General features: G+C 44.3%; 14 protein-coding genes. All 14 read right to left on the bottom strand.

The features are described from left to right. Positions 1–6: 6 nt before the first annotated feature. Positions 7–402, bottom strand: coding sequence for a phosphate ABC transporter substrate-binding protein (locus tag V7D78_RS04845; RefSeq protein ID WP_333607303.1), 396 nt, complete (start codon positions 400–402; stop codon positions 7–9). Positions 403–411: 9 nt separating this feature from the next. Beyond that, the gene (locus tag V7D78_RS04840) at positions 412–1,566 is read right to left on the bottom strand and encodes a porin (protein ID WP_333607302.1); all 1,155 of its coding nucleotides are present in this window, start codon (positions 1,564–1,566) and stop codon (positions 412–414) included. A 181-nt stretch (positions 1,567–1,747) separates the two neighbouring features. After that, positions 1,748–2,290: a hypothetical protein gene (locus tag V7D78_RS04835; protein WP_333607301.1), complete on the bottom strand. Its 543-nt coding sequence runs from the start codon at positions 2,288–2,290 to the stop codon at positions 1,748–1,750. Between the two features lie 125 nt (positions 2,291–2,415). After that, positions 2,416–3,618, bottom strand: a complete 1,203-nt coding sequence (locus tag V7D78_RS04830; protein ID WP_333607329.1) for a class I SAM-dependent methyltransferase — start codon at positions 3,616–3,618, stop codon at positions 2,416–2,418. 23 nt (positions 3,619–3,641) lie between these two features. Continuing rightward, the gene (gene cls / locus V7D78_RS04825) at positions 3,642–5,144 is read right to left on the bottom strand and encodes a cardiolipin synthase (RefSeq protein ID WP_333607300.1); all 1,503 of its coding nucleotides are present in this window, start codon (positions 5,142–5,144) and stop codon (positions 3,642–3,644) included. A 90-nt stretch (positions 5,145–5,234) separates the two neighbouring features. Beyond that, positions 5,235–5,753, bottom strand: a complete 519-nt coding sequence (locus V7D78_RS04820) for a cell division protein ZapC domain-containing protein (protein WP_333607299.1) — start codon at positions 5,751–5,753, stop codon at positions 5,235–5,237. 131 nt (positions 5,754–5,884) lie between these two features. Next, positions 5,885–6,895: a quinone-dependent dihydroorotate dehydrogenase gene (gene pyrD, locus V7D78_RS04815; protein ID WP_333607298.1), complete on the bottom strand. Its 1,011-nt coding sequence runs from the start codon at positions 6,893–6,895 to the stop codon at positions 5,885–5,887. 89 nt (positions 6,896–6,984) lie between these two features. After that, positions 6,985–11,811 (bottom strand): NAD-glutamate dehydrogenase, encoded by a 4,827-nt coding sequence (locus V7D78_RS04810; protein WP_333607297.1) that lies wholly within the window; start codon positions 11,809–11,811, stop codon positions 6,985–6,987. A 233-nt stretch (positions 11,812–12,044) separates the two neighbouring features. Continuing rightward, on the bottom strand, positions 12,045–14,363 hold the full coding sequence (locus tag V7D78_RS04805; protein ID WP_333607296.1) for an efflux RND transporter permease subunit: 2,319 nt from the start codon (positions 14,361–14,363) through the stop codon (positions 12,045–12,047). Position 14,364: 1 nt separating this feature from the next. Then, on the bottom strand, positions 14,365–15,414 hold the full coding sequence (locus V7D78_RS04800; protein ID WP_333607295.1) for a WD40/YVTN/BNR-like repeat-containing protein: 1,050 nt from the start codon (positions 15,412–15,414) through the stop codon (positions 14,365–14,367). 127 nt (positions 15,415–15,541) lie between these two features. Next, positions 15,542–16,903 carry a DUF1329 domain-containing protein gene (locus V7D78_RS04795; RefSeq protein WP_333607294.1) on the bottom strand — a complete coding sequence of 454 codons (1,362 nt, stop codon included), beginning with the start codon at positions 16,901–16,903 and terminating at the stop codon, positions 15,542–15,544. 16 nt (positions 16,904–16,919) lie between these two features. Next, the gene (locus tag V7D78_RS04790) at positions 16,920–19,001 is read right to left on the bottom strand and encodes a DUF1302 domain-containing protein (RefSeq protein WP_333607293.1); all 2,082 of its coding nucleotides are present in this window, start codon (positions 18,999–19,001) and stop codon (positions 16,920–16,922) included. Positions 19,002–19,321: 320 nt separating this feature from the next. Next, complete coding sequence (locus V7D78_RS04785; protein ID WP_333607292.1) at positions 19,322–19,546, bottom strand: DUF2835 family protein; 225 nt, start codon at positions 19,544–19,546, stop codon at positions 19,322–19,324. Next, positions 19,543–19,829, bottom strand: a 287-nt coding sequence (locus V7D78_RS04780) for an aminopeptidase N C-terminal domain-containing protein (protein WP_333607291.1), incomplete at its 5' end; no start/stop codon positions are given. The genes V7D78_RS04785 and V7D78_RS04780, both read right to left, overlap by 4 nt.

The raw sequence follows: 19,829 nt of genomic DNA, 5'->3' as shown, positions 1-19,829 counted from the left end.
CTAATACTAATTCAGTGTCAGGATGACTTTCACTGAGTCATTCACATTAGCGCTGCTTACATAGCCAATCGCCTGTGGATCGCTGGCAATCAACGTCAGCATTTCCGCTTCAGATGTCAGCTCTTTTGGAGGAGACCCCTTACCGGTAAACACCAATTTTGACCAATAAGCTTTTAGTTGCGCCGAAGAGCGTCCCACTCCTTTTTGGTCAAACTCAGCTCTAATAGCTTGCGATTCAGCTAAGTTAACTGCCGTTAAACTACTGGATCGGCCAGTATAAAGTCTGGCCAGTTCATCCGTGGTGACTGAGCCCGTGAAAGCGGGGTTAACTATCACCACTATATCGGCGCATGCCAGATTGGTCCAGCCTAATACCATTAACATACTCAATATTCTTAGCATAAACACCCCCTAAAATACTAAATCGATGCCCAAGGCAATTAAATCACTTTGACGGTTCAAGCGTTTATTGTCCTCTGAGCTATATTGTAATTTAAAGGCTGCAGATGGATGAAAATCATAACGCAACCCTAGATTCATAGTATCAGCTTTACGAGCCTGACTAGTGACCAAGCCAACAACGGGTTGAAAAAGCGCAGGTGGTAAGGCTGAAGCGTATGGCTGGTAGATTTCATTTTTACTTTTGTTATCTTCACGTTCAAAAGATATGTAAGGGGTAAAACTGTTGAAACGCTTACCTACAGATAAATAGTAATTTCGCTGTGTCGCGATAAAACTGTTATTCACTTTTACCTGAGTCAGTTCAGTAACCGCTATCCAGTCGCCATCATCATAAGTTAGGCCACCGCCCAAAAACTGTGCACTTTCATTTACAATATCAATGTCTCGTCTTAAGGCGCTGACACCTACTGAATCCAAGGTGGTGAAAAGGTTACCTACGTTAAACCCTGGTGCTAGTACAATGGGGGATACGTCAATACTGGTTTTTCCTGTTAAGTAAGCTAACCGCATACTCAGAGCCTGAGCCGATAACTCCCAGGTAATACCGGCAATGCTGTCAATAGTAGCATTGACCTCAGTGCCACTAAAACTGGTCGTTCCGCTATATCCACCTGCCACTAATTGTAAACTGGATTCCATTCCACCTAATTGTGCAGTACGATAAAAGCTAATACCTTCTATATTGTCAAACCCAAGCCCATACACTCCTTGTGGCACTCTTAACCAATCGTAAGCGTAACCTACATCTTTAAAGTCAGAATATTTATAAAATGGAGTGCGCAAACGACCAGCATTAATTGTCATATTGTCACTAAGCTGATAACTGATAAACGCCCATTCAAAACCGACATCAAAATCTTCTTGTCCGCGACCAAGTAACTGAGCGGTCACAGACAATTTATCTCCAAGATCTGAGCGAATTTGTAATGCTATTAAACTTTCATTTTTAAAATCTATTTTATCGTCATAACCATAAAGGGTACGATCACTCTTGGTCGTCATACCGGCTTTGATTGAGGCGAAACCATTAATGGTTAAATCAGCCAGTGCTGAAAAACTGACAAGACCGGTAAGCAACAGTATAGGAATACAGCGTTTGTTCATATAGAACCTCTCTTCGAACGAAGTTAGCACACTTAGCATGAATAGCTGAACCGAAGTCAAATGCAGGAGAGGCATTTAACTGAGTATAGCTAGCTGATAAAAGTTTAGCAGAGGATAAAAAAAAGGTTGTGTAAACAGTGAAATAAAACATTTTAGTTGACCATAGGCATAAATAAATGTGTTATCTCAGCGTATCATCTTCAATATTTGCCTTTAATAGTTGTTGCCGGTATATATTGAGACACAGCTGGCTCAGACCAAAGCCGATAATGGTCAGCACCAGAGAATAACTAAGCCAGCTACTCCATTGAAAGTACGCAGCCAATACGCCAACTGCTAAACATAGAGTCAGTATTAAAGCACTGATCGCTGCTAACTGTAACAGGCTATAACAATACCAATTTAACACTGGAAGATGTTGCTCAAGCTTTACTCTTTTTCGTTGCACGTCTTGACCATTTTTACTCAGAGTACAATATAGCTCAGCACCAGAAAGTACAGTGTTTTCCAGTCTGATAATGTATTGATGGCCATAATGTTCAAAATACTGCCTTGAAAAATAACCATAGTTTCGACTGCAGCTTATGAGTTTATGATTTATAAAAAGTTTTTCTTTGCCAGAAAAATGGCTGTACCAGGCTGTCATTGAACTACCATCTTGCACAAAGGTCAGAGATATGACCTTACTGAAAGTATAATCAAACACCGACAGCGCTTTAAACACCATTACACCTGTTATTGTAAATATTACTTTAATTACAATAGCAAAGTATCCGTAAATATCAAGGTTGCCTTGTGTACATTATGAATATAATATTTACAACAAAGCAATCTAAGCGCCAGATATCATTACAAAGCATCCACAGACTGCTGCAGTAATCGTTCCAAAGTATGCTGTTTAACACCATAAAACTGTTTAAGCTGTGCAATCTGTGCCAACACCCCTTGCGGGTCTTTAGGATGACGTCTTTTGGTGGCCAGGATCATTTTATTTTTACTGGTGTGTTCCAGTGAAATAAACTCAAACACTTTAGTCTGATAACCATGTGCTTCCAGAAATAGTGCCCTTAAACTATCGGTCAACATCTCAGCTTGCTGACCTAAATGAATACCATGTACCAGCATAGGTGCCAGAATCTGTGGTAGTTGCAGTTGTGGCCGTAACTCTTTATGACAACAAGGTGAGCACATTATAATTTCAGCACCAGTGCGAATACCCATATGAATGGCATGATCTGTTGCCGTGTCACAGGCGTGTAAGGCCACCATGACATTGATGCCACGCGCTTTAAAATGCTGTACATCACCTTGTTCAAATTGCAGTTGAGTAAACTGCAGTTTAGCAGCGACGTCATTACATAAATCCACCAGCGTTGGCCGTAATTCTACACCGGTAATACTGGCATTTAACCCCAGAGTCTGGCAAAAATAATCATGCATGGCAAAAGTCAGATAAGCTTTACCAGATCCAAAATCGGCAACATGCAACACCTGCCGCTCGGTCAGGCCAGTTTCTTTCACTGCTGCGGCTAAAACTTCAATGAATTTATTTATTTGCTTCCATTTATCTGACATTTTAGGGATCACAACGCCATTACTGTCTGTGACGCCTAAAGCCTGTAAAAAGGGGCGGCTTTGTTCAATAAACCGGTGTTTTTGCCGGTTATGTGAATGCGTCTCTGTCTGTACCTTACCTGGTGGTAGTGTTTGACTGCTGAACAAAGGCTTACCTTTCTTACTGAAACTTAACTGACATTTTTCAAGCAAAGTTTCGAGATGAGCATGTTTAAACTGAGTACCCAACAACTGTGTAATAAGCTGCATCCCCTCGGTAAATGCCATATTTTTAGTTTGATGATTTGTCTGATAGCAATAAACAAAACGCAATTGTATTTGTTGTCTTATTTCAACAGGTGTTATTTCAATGCGTTGTAATGGCTCAGAACCCAAGTATTTAGTTAGCAGCAAACGGCTGAATTGATGTAAGCGGATACTGTTTTCTAGCACAGTACAAAAACGATCGGCCGGCGATATCACCGCTGCTGCATTCACCTGTAACAATGCGTATCTCCTATTTATAATACTGGTGCCATTAGGTTTGCCGCACGAGAGGCTGCTCGCAAATACCAGGCACGATTCAGCACATCGGCATAGTTCATCTCACGAGCATGGCTAAAATCTTCAATAAACTGTGTCGCCATTTGCTGGTTAAGTTGTTCATCTGCCAGCAAAGCCGTCACTTCAAAATTTAACCGAAATGATCGGTTGTCCAGATTCACTGTGCCAACAGCACTGATATGGTGGTCTAAAATAAAGGTTTTAGCATGCAAAAAACCACGATCGTAGCGATAAATATTAACACCGGCATCCAATAGCGGACCAATAAAGGCGTAAGCCGCTAAACTCACTAATATATTATCTGTTCGTTCCGGGATTAGCACCCGAACATCCACCCCGCGCAAGGCTGCCAGTTTTAGCGCAGCTAGAGTGCCTTCATCAGGAACAAAATAAGGGCTGGCAATCCATATTCGCTCAACTGCACTGTGTAAAGCATGTTGTATCATCAGACTGGCTGTTTCAAAGCGATCTGCCGGGCCAGAAGGTACAATTAAAACCGGAATATCCTGCTCACTGGCCACTGCCTGCCAATGTAACAAAGGTATATCATCACTACTCCAGTACCAATCTTCGACAAATGACAGTTGCATACCCATTACAGCGGGCCCCGTCAGCTTTAAATGGGTATCGCGCCATTGGCCAAAACGCGGATTAAGGCCCAAGTATTCATCACCAACATTCAGTCCACCTAGCCAGCCATGCAAACCATCAGTAATAACAATTTTACGGTGATTACGAAAATTCAGTTGAAATCGATTGCCGGCTCCTTTAGTGGAATGAAATGGTCTTACCATAACCCCCGCCTCTGCCAGGCGACGAATATAGCGCTTACTCAGACGATAGCTGCCAATTTCATCATATAAAAAATACACCGCGACACCCTGCTGTGCTTTTTCAATCAACAGCTGCTGTAATTGCTGGCCCAGATTGTCGTCCCGCACTATGTAAAATTGTACAAACACATAATCCTTCGCCTGACGGATGCCCTCAAAAATACTATTGAAAGTTTGTTCTCCATCAATCAGTAATTCAGCCTGGTTGCCGGTTAAAAAAGGCATTTTCGCCAGTTGCTCAATAGCCTGAATACTACCGCGGATCCGATCTGACTGCAGCGCAAAGGGCTCAACGCCAGCGGCTTTAATTTTATGCTTATTATACAATTCATTAGCGGTTTCCTGTCGGGATATGACATAACCCTGGAAACGGCTGCGACCAAAAATCCAGTATGCCGGCACCGCAGCATAAGGAAAGGTGTTGAGTGAGATAATCCAGGCAATACTGCCCTGAGATGTTCGGGATGACATCAAGGCATCTAATGACGAAATAGCTCCTAGCGTGTGAAACAACGCCAGCAGCAGGATTAAAAACCGACGACGTTTACCCAGCACAGGCGGCACAGTGACAGTAGTAGAACGTTCACTGGTAAAGACTTGTTGCAAAAGGGATTTTATTTTAAACATGTGCGCCTGTTGTTGGCATAAAACAGGCTACAGCATACCATAAGAAACAGCTAATTGCAGTGAGCTATGGTCATCTGCCCATTGCTGACTTCAGGCACTACGAGCAAAACTGTTATTTAGCAATAAAGGCCTAACTCTGCTTCGCAACAAGCGCAACACTGTGCAACGTGCTAACGGCTTTCCGCTTAAACTGTTTCCAGCATCAAGTAATATACAGGTCACACAATCAGCCTCCGCTGCCAGCACCAACGCAGGAATAGCACCTTGTGCGCCTACCACTTCAATCAATTGGTTTTCGGTAACAGCACTAGCCGGTTGCTCAGCAAAATACCAGCTTTTGTGTGCGCCTTGCTGAGCATAACGAGCTGCAAGAGCATGTAAACATAGCTCAAGTTGTTCTGCTGCCGGTAAATTTAGTAAAGCAAGGCTGTCATGATAATCCCAATAAGCCGCAGCATCAGCCATTGAAAAAAGCTGTTTTGTTGGCTTTTCGCGTAACTGCCTGCCATTGAGAACAGAACAAAACTGTAGTTGCTCACTGATATCTAATAGTAAGCGGTCTCTCACGGGGCAGTATTGCCAGCTCCAATGCTCTGTCGGCGTTAACATTGTTTCTTCCTTGCCATACGGCTGATTGCGTTCAACTTATTGATAAACTTCAAACTTCGACTCAATATAGCACGCTGATCACATTATGAAAGATTATTTACGCATAAGCATGCAGGATCGCGACAAGATCCTTATAAGGCCGAGGAGATCGATTTTAACAAGCGCGGTCCGTGATAAATAAAGCCAGTATACAGCTGCAATAAATCTGCGCCTGCCGCTAATTTTGCCTTAGCGGATTCAGCACAGTTAATACCGCCGACACCAATAATGGGAAAGCCAGGCCCTACCGCTGCTCTTAACTGCGACAACACCTGGGTGCTGCTTTGTTGCAAGGGTACACCACTTAAGCCCCCCGCTTCGCTGGCATGCGCTAAACCTTGCACCAGGCTGCGATCTAAAGTGGTATTAGTAGCAATAGCCCCATCCATCTTACTTTGCATTAGCGTGTCTGCCACCTGTTGCACAGCTAACGCATCCATATCTGGCGCTATTTTCACAAAAATTGGCACATATTTATCATATTGCGCCTGCAAATCTAACTGCTCATTTTTAACTGTTTGCAGCAAGTCCAGTAAGGCTGAACCAAATTGCAGATCACGTAAGCCTGGTGTATTCGGAGATGAAATATTCACGGTAATGTAACTGGCATAAGGATAGACCTTACGCATGCAATAGACATAGTCATCTTTACCTTGCTCATTAGGCGTATCTTTATTTTTACCGATATTAATACCCAACACCCCCTTAAAGCGTGACTGCCGTACATTGTTTACCAGATAATCAACGCCTTTATTGTTAAAGCCCATTCGATTAATAATGGCTTCAGCCTCAGGAAGACGAAAAAGCCTTGGCTTGTCATTACCTAACTGAGGCTTTGGCGTCACGGTGCCGACTTCAATAAAGCCAAACCCCATTTGACCAAAGGCATCAATACAATCGGCATTTTTATCCAGACCTGCCGCCAAACCAAGCGGATTTTCGAACAAGATACCAGCAACAGTTTTAGGCTTAGCTGGAATTTGCTGAGACCACAAGGCGGCTAGCGGGCTATGCGCCAGACGTTTTAAAGTGCCCAGCGCCAGATCATGAGAACGTTCCGCATCACAGGCAAACAAGATTTTCTTGGATAATGAATAGAACATAGCAAGCCCTTAAATAAAACTACCCCGGATAAACCGGGGCAGTGCTTAGACTAAACTAGTGTAAACAGTTCAGCATTGAATTTACAGTATCAGACAGACTGACTAAGTAACATTAATTCACGCATGGCCACTGAGAACTTGGCAAACTCATGACTCTTAGTCGTTTTAAACTCGGCCAGCATTAAACGCCAGCGAGCGACCAGGGTATCATGCTGTGACAACCAACTACCTATCACCTCATCGGCACTGCAACTACTGCCACAACTATGAACCACGACAGAGGTTAATGAGCGTTGTTGCCAGTCCAGCTCTTCACGGTAAGAAGCCCGCGCCAATGCTTGCCAGTGGTTGGCTACCGGTTGCTGAGTAATTTGCTGTAAGAACCAGTGTAAATCCAGCTTGTCGCCCAATTTAAAGTAAATTTCGGCCACCATGGCTAATGGCACCTGCTGTGCATCAGCCACCTGAGCTAAGTCCATTACCGAGAATACAGTAGACAGCTGTGTTAAATAACGCGCCAGTGGCTGACCTATACCTTGCTCAACCAACTCTTGTTCGTTGTTACGAATGTCAGTCAGTTCCGCTTCTGCCAGGTATTTGCCCAAATCGGCTGAAATTTGCTGATAAGCCGGTTTGAAAAAGGCCACGGTTTGCTGAATATCCAGCGCTTTGTTACGGTGACGCAGGAACCAACGGGTGGCACGACGCATGGTGCGACGTAACTGAAACAGCAAGCGGCTTTGCAGTGCGGCAGAAATCTGGTTATCCAAGGATTCCAGTTGTTGCCAGACTGAAGATACATCGAACAAGTCGCGTACAATAGCATAGCTTTGCGCAACTTCAGCAATATTGCCACCGGTTTCTTCCTGCATGCGCTGCGCAAAATTAGGGCCCATTTCATTAACCAGCATATTGGCTAATTTAGTGGCGATAATTTCTGCTTTTAGCGGGTGCGTTTCCATCTGAGCTAAATATTGCTGCTGCAATACCTTAGGGAAAGCATTAACCAATTGGCGTTTAAAATAGCTGTTATCAAATACTTCAGGTAATACCAACTGCTCTTTTAACACCATCTTGCCATAGGCTGTCAATATAGACAGCTCTGGGCGAGTTAAACCAATACCTTTAACCATACGCTCTGCCAGCTCATCGTCTGACGGTAAAAACTCCAGCTCGCGGTTGAGCTTGCCATCTTTTTCCAGCGCGTGGATAAAGCGGGTATATTCTTTAATTTGTTCAGCACCCAGCAACGAAGACAAGGTGATGCTCTGAGTTTGCCGGTAACAATCTTTAATAACCAAATCTGCCACATCATCCGTCATGTCGTTCAGCAAACTATTACGTTGCTTAATAGTCATATCACCACTGGTGACCAGCGCATTCAGCAGAATCTTAATGTTAACTTCATTATCTGAACAGGTTACGCCACCCACGTTATCGACAAAGTCGGTGTTAATGCGGCCACCGGCTGCAGCATATTCAATACGACCACGTTGCGTTGCGCCCAGGTTCCCGCCTTCACCAAAAATCCGCGCCCGTACTTCTTTACCATTAATACGCAGGGCTTCAGAGCCACGGTCGCCCACTTCGGCATGGGTCTCGGTACTGGCTTTAAGGTAGGTGCCGATACCACCGTTCCAGATTAAATCTACCGGCATCATCAGCGCTTCACGGATCAATTCATTTGGCGTCATGCTGGCTTTAGTCGTACCCAACATCTCCTTCATTTGCGGAGACAGCTTAATTGCTTTGGCGCTGCGCGAGAAAATACCGCCGCCATCAGAAATTAGCGCTTTATCATAGTCATCCCAAGTTGAGGTGGGTAAGTTAAATAACCTTTCACGCTCAACAAAACTGTTGGCGGCGTGTGGGTTGGGATCAACAAATATATGCATATGGTTAAAGGCTACCTGTAAGCGAATATGCTTTGACAGCAACATGCCATTACCAAATACATCTCCGGCCATATCACCAATGCCAACACAGGTGAAATCGGTAGTCTGACAATCAATGCCCATTTCGCGGAAATGTCGTTTAACCGACTCCCAGCCACCACGGGCAGTAATACCCATTTTCTTATGGTCATATCCATTTGAGCCACCAGAGGCAAAAGCATCACCTAACCAGAACTCGTATTCTTCAGAGATACCGTTGGAAATATCAGAGAAGGTGGCAGTCCCTTTATCTGCCGCAACAACCAGATATGGGTCATCTTCATCCAACCGAACAACATCAGCAGGCGGCAAAATGTCGCCTTTAACAATGTTATCGGTAATATCCAGTAAACCACGAATAAAGGTGCGGTAACATTCTTTGCCTTCATTGATAAAGGCTTCACGACCACCTGTTTCAGGCAACTTTTTACAAACAAAACCACCTTTAGCACCGGAGGGAACAATTACTGTGTTTTTAACTTGTTGTGCTTTTACCAGACCCAGTACTTCAGTACGGAAGTCTTCACGACGGTCTGACCAACGTAAACCACCGCGGGCTACCTTACCAAAACGCAGATGCACACCTTCTACTCTTGGCGAGTAGACAAAAATTTCAAACATCGGCATGGGAAGCGGCATTTCAGGGATCAGAGCAGGTTTAATCTTAAACGAGATATAACTCTTATCATTACCGTGCTGATCTTTCTGATAATAGTTAGTTCGCAAGGTCGCGTTAATCATATCGACAAAGCGGCGGATAATTCTGTCATCATCCAGGTTCGCCACATTTTCTAGTTGAGCAATGATTTGCTCCTCCAGTTTCTCAATCACCTTGGCTGTTGCGCGTGACTTAGGCGAGAATTTTTTAGTAAATAACTGTACCAACAAGCCGGCCAATTCAGCGTAACGGGCAAAGGTACTCTCTATGTAGCTCTGACTAAAGGTACCGCCAATTTGCCGTTTATATTTGGCATATGCACGTAAAATGGAGGCTTCGCGGCCAGATAAACCCGCGCCTAAAATAAGTCGGTTAAAGCCGTCATCTTCAAGTTGCCCTTGCCATACCTTAGCAAATGACTCCTGAAAGCTTTGCTGAGCCGCAACAAAATCCTGTGGTACCTCACCATTTAATTCCATGGCAAAGTTTAAAATCCAACTGACACTGCCATCGGGGCATTTAACTGCATAAGGCGTTTCACCAATAACCCGCAAGCCAAAGTTTTCCAAAATGGGCAGTACATCAGACAAATGGATGGGGTGACCTTTGTGAAACAGGTTTAAGCGCACCGCTTTACTGTCTTTACCCTCTTCCTGTGGCCGGTAAAATAACATTTCCAGCCGGTGTTCATCGTTTAATGATTCCAGCTTACCAATGTCGACCAGCGCATCATTAGGTAACATATCTTCTTTATAAGCACGGGCAAACGCATTAACGTATTTACGACCCAGCTCACGCCCCCGGGCTTCACCATAAACGCCGATTAAAGCCGTTTCTAATTTGTCTTCCCAGGTACGGGCCGCTTCAACCAGATTACGTTCAATATCTTTCACTTTATACTCGACATGGCTATCGCTGACCCGCACCAGATAATGCGTACGTGCCAACACAGATTCAGAAAAATAGGTAGTAAACTCTACCGGCTCAGTAGTACCCAGCGCTTGTTGTAAAATATGCTGAGTGTCTTTACGCAGTTGGGTGTTATAGCGCTCACGCGGCACATACACCATGGCCGTAACAAAACGACCAAAGGCATCTTTACGCATAAACAAGCGCGTCATGTCTCGCTCTTGCATCTGTAACACACCCATGGCGACATGCAGTAAGTCATCTACCGTAGCTTGCAGCAGCTCATCGCGCGGATAGGTTTCCAGAATATTCAGTAAGGCTTTATAAGCATGAGTACCGGCAGCAAACTCTGACATCGCCATAACACGGCTTAACTTGCTTTTTAATAAGGGGATATCGGCAGCGCTGTTGTTATATAGCGAAGAAGAATACAACCCAATAAAACGATCTTCGCCTATGACTTTACCGTCTTTATCAAACTTTTTGATACCAATGTAATCAACATAAGCCGGGCGATGCACAGTCGATTTGTTATTAGTTTTAGTCAGGATTAACAACCGCTCACTCAGCGCTTGTTTACGTCCCGATTCAGGTAAATCAGACAACAATAAGTCACGTGACTCACTACGCCGCATTAAGCCCAGTGCGCTGTCGGTATTACCAACAATTTTATAATCGCCTTTTACCGGGGTTATTTTATATTCACGATAACCAAGAAGTGTAAAGTTGTCTTTTACTAACCAGTTTAAAAACTCCAAAGCTTCAGTGACTTCCTCAGCACTGGCTTTGCCGGCTTGATTAGGTAAGGCTGCAATTACCGCTTTCAACTTATCGCGTGCGGGTTGCCAATCTTGCACTGCCAGCGACACATCCTCCATCACCGACAATAATTCAGCTTTAAGGGCAGCTATGGCAGATTCATCGGTCAGTCGATCAATTTCAATATGAAATACTGTCTGCTGCGTGGTGGCATTATCAATAGCCCCTAATTTGTAAAACTCAGTGATCGCGCCCTGAGCATTACGAAGCGTTTGCAACGGATAATGAAGTAATAAATGCGCGGTAATGCTTTGCCGATTTAAGGCCATCCGCACTGAATCAACTAAAAACGGCATATCCTGCACGACTATTTCTACAATAGTGTGCTTTGATTCCCAGCCATGACGGGCAATTTCAGGGTTAAAAACCCGGATCCGCGCCGCAGGCTCAGCATGTTGGTTCAGGGTTTGCCATAAACTGAGTGCAGCGCCATAGAGATCGCTGTCATTACGACCGACCAGATCTTCATTAGACATGTTGCCATAGAGAGTAAAAGCAAACTTTTCAACCAGGTTGACCTGATCTTTAACTTTTTGTTTTATCAGTTTGCTGACGTTTTGTAGTAGAACAGAGGGTTGACCATCTATCAGTGCCATTATTGTATCCTTTTTCAGAGCACAGCATTACAGCTGGATCTAGCTAACATACAAGGTCTTGTCAGCTGCGCAGTGTAGTGACTATTGTAGCGCTTTTGAAGCGATATTTCTGGCTTTTATGCTGGTTAAACCAGTGGTTTTTAAGGCTTTTGACAACTTATTCAGTTGCCCTAAATAGAAAATGGCCTTTCGGCCATTTTCGTGTTTAAACATGCAAAAAAATAATTTGCAGTTTATTTATTTTTTCGCCAGAAAAAGGCTGCCAGCGCAGGTAACACCACTATGGCACCCAGCATATTGACGATAAACATAAAGGTTAACAATATACCCATGTCCACCTGAAACTTCAGGGCCGAGAAGACCCAGGTACTAACACCAATCGCTAAGGTAATACCGGTAAAGAGCACAGCACTGCCCCGCTCTTTTAACGCTTCAAAATACGCCTGACGCAGCGGCATACCATCGCGTAACTGTTGACTCATGCTTGAAAGAATATAAATGCCATAGTCGACACCTATACCTACCCCCAACGCAATGACGGGTAAGGTCGACACTGTCAGACCAATTTGCAGTTTAGTCATCAAGGCAGTGGCAAGAACCGACACTACGTATAAAGGCACTACAACCGACACCGTCGCCCGCAGCGAGCGGAAGCTCAATAAGCAGAGGATAATCACCGCACCATAGACATACCACATCATGGGTTGTTGTGCCGCCGCAACCGCTTCGTTGGTGGCAGCCATTACTCCTGCCGGACCTGTAGCCAGTTTAAAGCGGGTTAAATCATCACCCAGCTCTGCACCATATTGCTTCGCTGCTGATACTACCCGCTCAATAGTCTCAGCCTTGTGATCTTCTAAGAACAGCATCACCGGCATCACTGAACAATCGGCATTCAGCAGGCCAGTGCTGGTTTCCACCCTGGAAGACGCCTGCACCAGGCTTTGCGTATTACGTGGTAGTACCCGCCATTTCGGATTGCCTTCATTATAAGCAGCATTGATGTTTTTAGAGACTGACGCTAAAGATACAGTTGATTGCACACCTGGGACATTGAGCATTAGCCACTGGAACTGATCAATACGGTTCATAATGTCATGCTCAGTACAGGCACTGGGTACAGATTCCACCATGATATTAATAAAATCCACCGAGATGGCAAAACGGTCAGTGATTAAAAAAGTATCCTGGTTGTAGCGTGAATCCTCATGCAGCGCCGGAGCACCCGCATGTAAATCGCCGATTTTTAACTGCTGGCTTTGCCAATACCCCAGCGCAAACAATATCGCTGTGGCCAGTAATATCACGGTAGCATAAGGTTTAGTGGCAAAAGCTGATAAAGCGTACCAAATTTTGTCAGTTTTAACTGAAGGCGCCGCCGCACGTTGTTTGTAAGCGTCACTGAATTTCACATAGGACATCAATACCGGCAGTAAAATCAGATTAGTTAGAATAATCACTGCTACACCTAAGCTTGCAGTAATGGCTAATTCGCGGATCACGCCAATTTCAATGATTAACAGTGTTAAAAAGCCTACCGTATCAGAAAGTAAGGCCACACCACCCGGCACCATCAATTTGCGGAAACTGGACTGAGCAGCAGATTTAGCATCCATTCCGGCGGCCACGCGCTTGCCGGTGGAATTAATCATCTGCACACCATGACTGACGCCTATAGCAAACACCAGAAACGGCACTAATATCGACATCGGATCTATGCCAAAACCGAGCACCGTCAGCAGGCCCATTTGCCAGATAACCGCTATTAGCGAACAAGCAATAGGCAATACTGTTAACATCAGTGATTTAGAAAACAAGAACACCATAACCGAGGTAATGGCGATAGCAATGGCAAAGAAGGTAATAACCCCTTTCGCCCCGTCAGCTACATCACCCACCATCTTAGCAAAACCAATAATGTGTAATGAGATTTGCTCAGACTGATGTTTGTCGCGGATATCACGTTCCAGAGTCGCGGCAAAGGCAATGGTGTCTATGGGCTGACCAGTTTCCGGGTCTATATCCAGTAACTGAGCGGTAATCATGGCACAGCTGTAATCGTCAGCAACCATCCGGCCAACAATACCCGCTTTTTCTATATTCTCTTTTACCCGGGACAGGCCCTGACGATCGGCAACAAAGTCAGCTGGAATAACCGGCCCACCAGCAAACCCATCCTCAACGACTTCAATAAAACGAGTGCTGGGGCTAAACAAAGAAGCAACCAAGACCCGATTTATGCCTGAGGTATAAAGCACATCATCATGCGCCTGACGAAATGACTCAAAAAACGTCGGGTTAAAAATATCACCAGTCGCATCACACATAGCAATTAAAATATTATTAGCACCACCAAAATCATCGGCATGCTTTAAATATGTTTGCATATACTCATGTTTTAGCGGGATATTTTTACTAAAAGCCGCATCAAGTTTGATGTCAGTTGCTTTGAACAACAAAAATAAAGTGGTCAGTACAAAGAGTACCAATACCGTCATACGATGCCGGAACAGCGCATATTCAAATTTATTAACCAGCCAGTTTACGCTCATATTATTTAGACTTACTTATAGGTTGTATTGAGACACCAGCCTCTGTCACCAGTAATAACTGATTGGCCAGTACGGTACCATTAAGAATGGCCAGGCCATCAGATAGAGATCCATCCTGAAAGCTTTGGCCATCATCGCTGCTGATCAGTAAGGTTCCGGCATTTCCTGTGATATAAATGCGGCCTTGCTGATCACTAAATACGCTGTTCAGAGTGGCATTGACTGGTAACGAAATTTCCGACCAGCTCAAACCATTATCAGTGCTTCTGAATGCATGGCCGCGCAAGCCTACCGCCAGTAAACTCATTTCTGGAGTACGATGAATATCAAATAAAGAGCCGTTATAAAACGCCTCTAACAGCTGCCAGGACTCGCCAAAATCATTACTTTTAGCTATAAAGCCTGATTCGCCGACGATATAAAGGGTTTTACCGTCAGCCAACAGTCGATTGAAATGAGGCAACACGGATTCGGTTTCTAATTGATAACTCTCTGGATCCGTTTCGGCTAACTCTTCCAGAAATTCTTTATCATCTTCTGACACTAAATCCAGATGAAACACTTTATGCCAGTGCTGACCACCATCTTCAGTCTGATAGAACATACCATAGGCACCTATGGCTATTCCTTGCTGTGCATTCCTGAAATAGATATCTAATAAGGGTTTATCTGTTTCAGGTTTAAATTGCTGTAAATGCCAACTGACACCGGCATCTGTTGTTGCGAGAATACTGGCGTCATGGCCCACCGCCCAACCTCGCTCACGATCAATAAAATACAGCGCAGTTAAATTAGATTGGGAAGGCACTGTCGCCTGTTGCCAGTTAACCGCATCCTGACTGGTCAATATATGGCCCCGTTCTCCGACTACTGCAAAAAAATTATCAGACACTTTGAATACGTCGGTTAACAGCGAATGTTGCGCTAATGGCACCATATAAGCCGCTTTAGCTTGCGGGTGTTCTGAAACGGTTGGCTGTTCGGTATCAGCCAGCAGTATCATTGGCAGCAGCAAACATACACTGCTTAGGGTTAAGTGACTTTTACGCATAAATCGTCTTACTACTCTAGGTTAGGTTATCAGGATACAGCGGCAAACATCAGACCGGCTAAGGTATTAGTGTCTGCACCTAAAAGTAAAAAGGCTGGCCAAAGCCAGCCCTTTAAAGCTCAGCCCCTTAGCGGGTACCTTCGCGCCGTAAGGCGGCAGGTGTAAAATCGTTATCCGATAATACCACTGAGAAATCATACATTCTGTCTTCATTATCCAAGCCAATGGCAATATAACGGCGTGAATTCAGATCATGATATACTTCCAGAGTACTCCAGTGGGTAGGTACTTCATAATAGTTCAGGCCATGTGCAAAGGCCACCCGGTACATATCGCCGCGGTTATCGTACAGATCGGCAACATGGATTTGCCAGCTGTCTTCATCGATAAAAAACACCCGCTTACCATACACATGACGCATACCGTCTTTTAACGTCGCTTCAACTACCCAAACGCGGTGCTTCTCCCAGCGTACATAGTCAGGGTTGATATGACCTGCCATTAATAAGTCGGCATATTTCACGTCTTTGCTGTGCAATTTGTAATCATTGTAAGCAATAAACATTTCTTGCTTACCTTTTAATTGCCAATTGTAACGATCCGGAGAACCATTGAACATATCAAAGTCATCAGTGGTTCTTAAACCATCTGAAGCAGTTCCTGGCGCATCATAAGCAACATTAGGCGCACGACGCACACGGCGTTGACCTGTGTTATAAGTCCATGCCTGACGAGGAGTAGCAACCTGATCCATCGTCTCATGAACCAGTAGTGCCGTACCCGCAAGACGCGCTGGAGACGTTACTGCTTGTTTAAAACGGAATAGAATGTTTTCAGCTTGTAAAGCTTCAGGTGTCGCATCCGGATGAGAATACTTAAACATAATCTGCTCATCGAAGCCGATTACAGTAAAAGCGCCGTTTGCAGTAGGTGCTGCCTGACCACCATTACGGCTAGCCGCAACACCACGGTAACGGACGATGTGGTTCCATATCGCTTCTAAACCATTGGCAGGAATTGGAAAGGGAATACCAATAGCAGCATTGATTAAGCCATTACCACCTTGTACCAGCTCAGTTTTAGTCGCAATTTCTTTGATTGCGTCATAAAAATATTGTGGATAAGACGCTGAGCGACGTGTTGGATAGACATTCATCTTGAAAGTTTCAGGATATATATCAAACAACTGTATCTGGCCAGGGCTTAAAAAATTGCGATACTGATCAACATTGCCTTTATCAATTGTAAATAAAATTTGATCATCAGCAAAAGGGTTGGGATGGTGATCCCCAGGCTTATAACCTGCAGGCGCAGCAGTAATACCGCCGGTCCACTCAGGTATTGAACCGTCGGCATTAGCTGCACGCTCTGCACCAACCGGAGTTAAATCCTGACCTAATCGAGCTGCTTGCTCCGGTGTGATTTTTGCTAACACACTGGTACTGATAATCAAAGCAATTGCAGTAGATAACAGGGTGAGTTTTTTCATAGTAAGCTCTCGTCCCTTAAATAGAGTATTTAATGTTAAAAGAAACAAAATCGCGGTCGGCTATATTATTTGTTGTACCCACCCCGCCCCAAAACCAGTTATAACTTAATTCGCCTGACCACTTGTTAAGGTAATCAAAACTTACCGAATAAGACGCTGATTTACGATCTTTAACGAACATAAATAGCGGATCCGGTGTAATACCGTTAACATCATGTGCAAATACAATACGTTGTGACAAGTTTACACCAGCAAAGACGTTATTATAATCGGCCTTTGCAAGAATCCGATAACCCCAGGCGGATGCTGTTGGAAATGGGTTAGGCTCAGCGCCATTAGATAATCCGGTGTGTAAACCTGGTGAAGGACCATTTACACCCACCAGAGGCGCACCACTACGGTCTGTTCCCGGGCCGTTTAAACGCAGCACATCTTCAGCCGGCATATTGTTAATACGCACACCGCCAACTTCAGCTAGCATAGAAAAGTTATCTGCTGCTAACCAGGCTGTTGGACCAAACAAGTGGGTAAAAGTTACCTGACCTTGGATGGTGTCACGTAAAATAAAACCTTGAGCGGGTTGGCCCGGTTGTACTTTTACGCCAATTTCACGGCCAATTTGCGAAATACCGGCTAAGTCTGGACGAATACCGGCAATAGCCAGCTGCTCAGGCATACCTGCATACAGAATTTCCACGTCATCAATTTGCAGCGGCTCGTCCTGACGATAAGCAATCTCACCCGCTACTGAAGTGGTACCAATAGTCGTGTTGAAACTAAAGCCATAAAGTTTGATGTCTTCAGGGTATTCCAGCTGCCCTTTAGAGAACGCCCGTAAGTTTTGCACGTTTTCTTTAGTTAAGTTGCCAGCGTTTTGCACCAGATAGCCAATATCCTGCTGCACTGCTGCTGAACGGAAATCAGATGCTATACCAGAAATCACCGGTACCCGACTATGGTAGTTCATATAATACAATGCAAATTCTGTATCATTCAGATTTGGTGCAAAATACTCCAATTTGATACCGTACTGACCACCATCACGCGGTTTAATTTCACCTGCATCACCAAAGGGGCGCAAAGCAACTTTGGTTGGGTATGCCAGATACAATTGCGCGGCAGTAGCTGCCGGTAACTGACCTGCTGCTACAGCTTGACCAATGCCATTTAAGTTTTGTAATAAAAAGGCCAAATCAATATCCGGGTTGCCAGAAAAACCTAGCTGAATATTTTGGGCATAGCCGCCACGTCCGGCAAAGTCATTCGTCGAAAAATAAGTCCCAGGAGGAGGTAAATAACTTTCTTGCCAGGAATACTGATAAAACAGCTCAGTTGACAGGTTGTCTGTTAAACCAACAGCTAATGTCACCATCCCTGTCGGAATAAAGGCTTCTTTTAAGTCTGAGCCTGGAGCGCGTAAAATACCGACGTCCACCGGAGTGATATTAATACCATGTGGAATAAAGGTGCTTTCACCCCAACTTAGTACCTGATTACCTACCCGGATAGCGACCGGATTCATACCATCATTGAAAGCAAAATTACCATAGAGGTAAGCATCCAGCACCCTGAAATCTTTACAGGCCAGCTCGCGCGAGCCGCGATCAGCACAAGGATCAACTTTCTCACCACTTAGCGGATTGCTATAAGCAAATTTACCGTCATTCATGGTGAAATCATAAAAATACATAAAGCGGCCAAAAAAGCCGATATTATCTTTTTTAATTGATAACTCGTGCAGGCCTTTAAACAGGCTGGAGAACATGTCGCCACGATCAAAGTTAAGGTTACCGGCATCACCGTTACTGGAATAACCGCCAGGCTGAGCCCAGATATCTGATGGCGGGTAAATTACGTTAGTGGCAGCGTTGTAACCATTCCAATCAAAACGAGGATGGTTTACTTTGGCGATAGTATCCCAGTTGCGCTCTTCGGTACGCCAGCTGGCGCCATAAGAAAAGGTGGAATCGAAGATAATTTCGACATCACCAAGATTAAACGTTGCTGCCTGCACTGGGGCTATTGATAAAGCCAGCAATGCTGAGGCAACTCCTAAAGCTAACGGACTTTTTCTAAAGGTATCAGACCTTTTATTCATCTTGTTATCTCCCCCCCTGTCCCTGCAGGTATTTTATGTGTCTTTTTAATTATAAGGCTAAGCCAACTGCTCGGAGCTCAGCTTGCATCACTAAAATAATTACATCATTTTAAGGTGTAAGCAAGGCTTGCTGCTGCGTAAATCTGTTGATTTGTATTCATTTTTTGTAAAAACATTGTCTTGATACTCATCTGAAGCAGAATAAAAGTTTAACCAGCATAAGCCTTAATCATCTGACCTGTTGTAAGCTAATGAAATTAAAGGTCAAACCAGATAGATATGCAAGTAAATGTTTTAATCTTCTGTTTAAAGTAAATACTCTAACTAATTTTCTCTAAGCGCTGTAAGCGGCCATTAGAGTCCAGGCTTAACCGAAAATAACCGCGGATCCCCACTTTACTGATAAAAGGCCGAAAATACTTAAAGGGCAGTTGAATACGCAGTCCTTGTTCAGTCGTAACAATGACCTGTATCACTTGCCCCTGATAATAGCGTTCACAATCTTCTACACTGACAAAAGCACGAAAAAAATATAGCTGGCTCATGCTAAGGCTTTTTGCAACTTTTCAAATAAATCATCTGATACTCCTTGCTGCGCAGCAAGCATACTCAGCTGCTGTTGCATCAGTTTAGCCCGTTGTGGGCTAAACCTTTTAAAAGACAACAACGGCGTGATTAATCGGGATGCTAACTGCGGGTTAATCGGATCCAAGGTTAAAATTACCTGTGCCAGGCATTGATAGCCCTTACCATCTGCCCGGTGAAACTGCTTAGGGTTTCGCTGACTAAAAGCGCCATAGAGCGCTCGCACCCGATTAGGGTTTTTCC

Origin of the sequence: Arsukibacterium sp., assembly GCF_036735525.1 — a bacterium.
GTDB lineage: Bacteria > Pseudomonadota > Gammaproteobacteria > Enterobacterales > Alteromonadaceae > Alishewanella.
Note: the sequence above shows the minus strand (reverse complement) of the source record. Positions and strands in the feature narration are given on the sequence as shown.

Coding starts and splice junctions, on each gene's coding strand:
- V7D78_RS04845 (WP_333607303.1), bottom strand. CDS start 402: ATGCTAAGAATATTGAGTATGTTAATGGTATTAGGCTGGACCAATCTG.
- V7D78_RS04840 (WP_333607302.1), bottom strand. CDS start 1,566: ATGAACAAACGCTGTATTCCTATACTGTTGCTTACCGGTCTTGTCAGT.
- cls (WP_333607300.1), bottom strand. CDS start 5,144: ATGTTTAAAATAAAATCCCTTTTGCAACAAGTCTTTACCAGTGAACGT.
- V7D78_RS04820 (WP_333607299.1), bottom strand. CDS start 5,753: ATGTTAACGCCGACAGAGCATTGGAGCTGGCAATACTGCCCCGTGAGA.
- pyrD (WP_333607298.1), bottom strand. CDS start 6,895: ATGTTCTATTCATTATCCAAGAAAATCTTGTTTGCCTGTGATGCGGAA.
- V7D78_RS04810 (WP_333607297.1), bottom strand. CDS start 11,811: ATGGCACTGATAGATGGTCAACCCTCTGTTCTACTACAAAACGTCAGC.
- V7D78_RS04805 (WP_333607296.1), bottom strand. CDS start 14,363: ATGAGCGTAAACTGGCTGGTTAATAAATTTGAATATGCGCTGTTCCGG.
- V7D78_RS04800 (WP_333607295.1), bottom strand. CDS start 15,414: ATGCGTAAAAGTCACTTAACCCTAAGCAGTGTATGTTTGCTGCTGCCA.
- V7D78_RS04795 (WP_333607294.1), bottom strand. CDS start 16,903: ATGAAAAAACTCACCCTGTTATCTACTGCAATTGCTTTGATTATCAGT.
- V7D78_RS04790 (WP_333607293.1), bottom strand. CDS start 19,001: ATGAATAAAAGGTCTGATACCTTTAGAAAAAGTCCGTTAGCTTTAGGA.
- V7D78_RS04785 (WP_333607292.1), bottom strand. CDS start 19,546: ATGAGCCAGCTATATTTTTTTCGTGCTTTTGTCAGTGTAGAAGATTGT.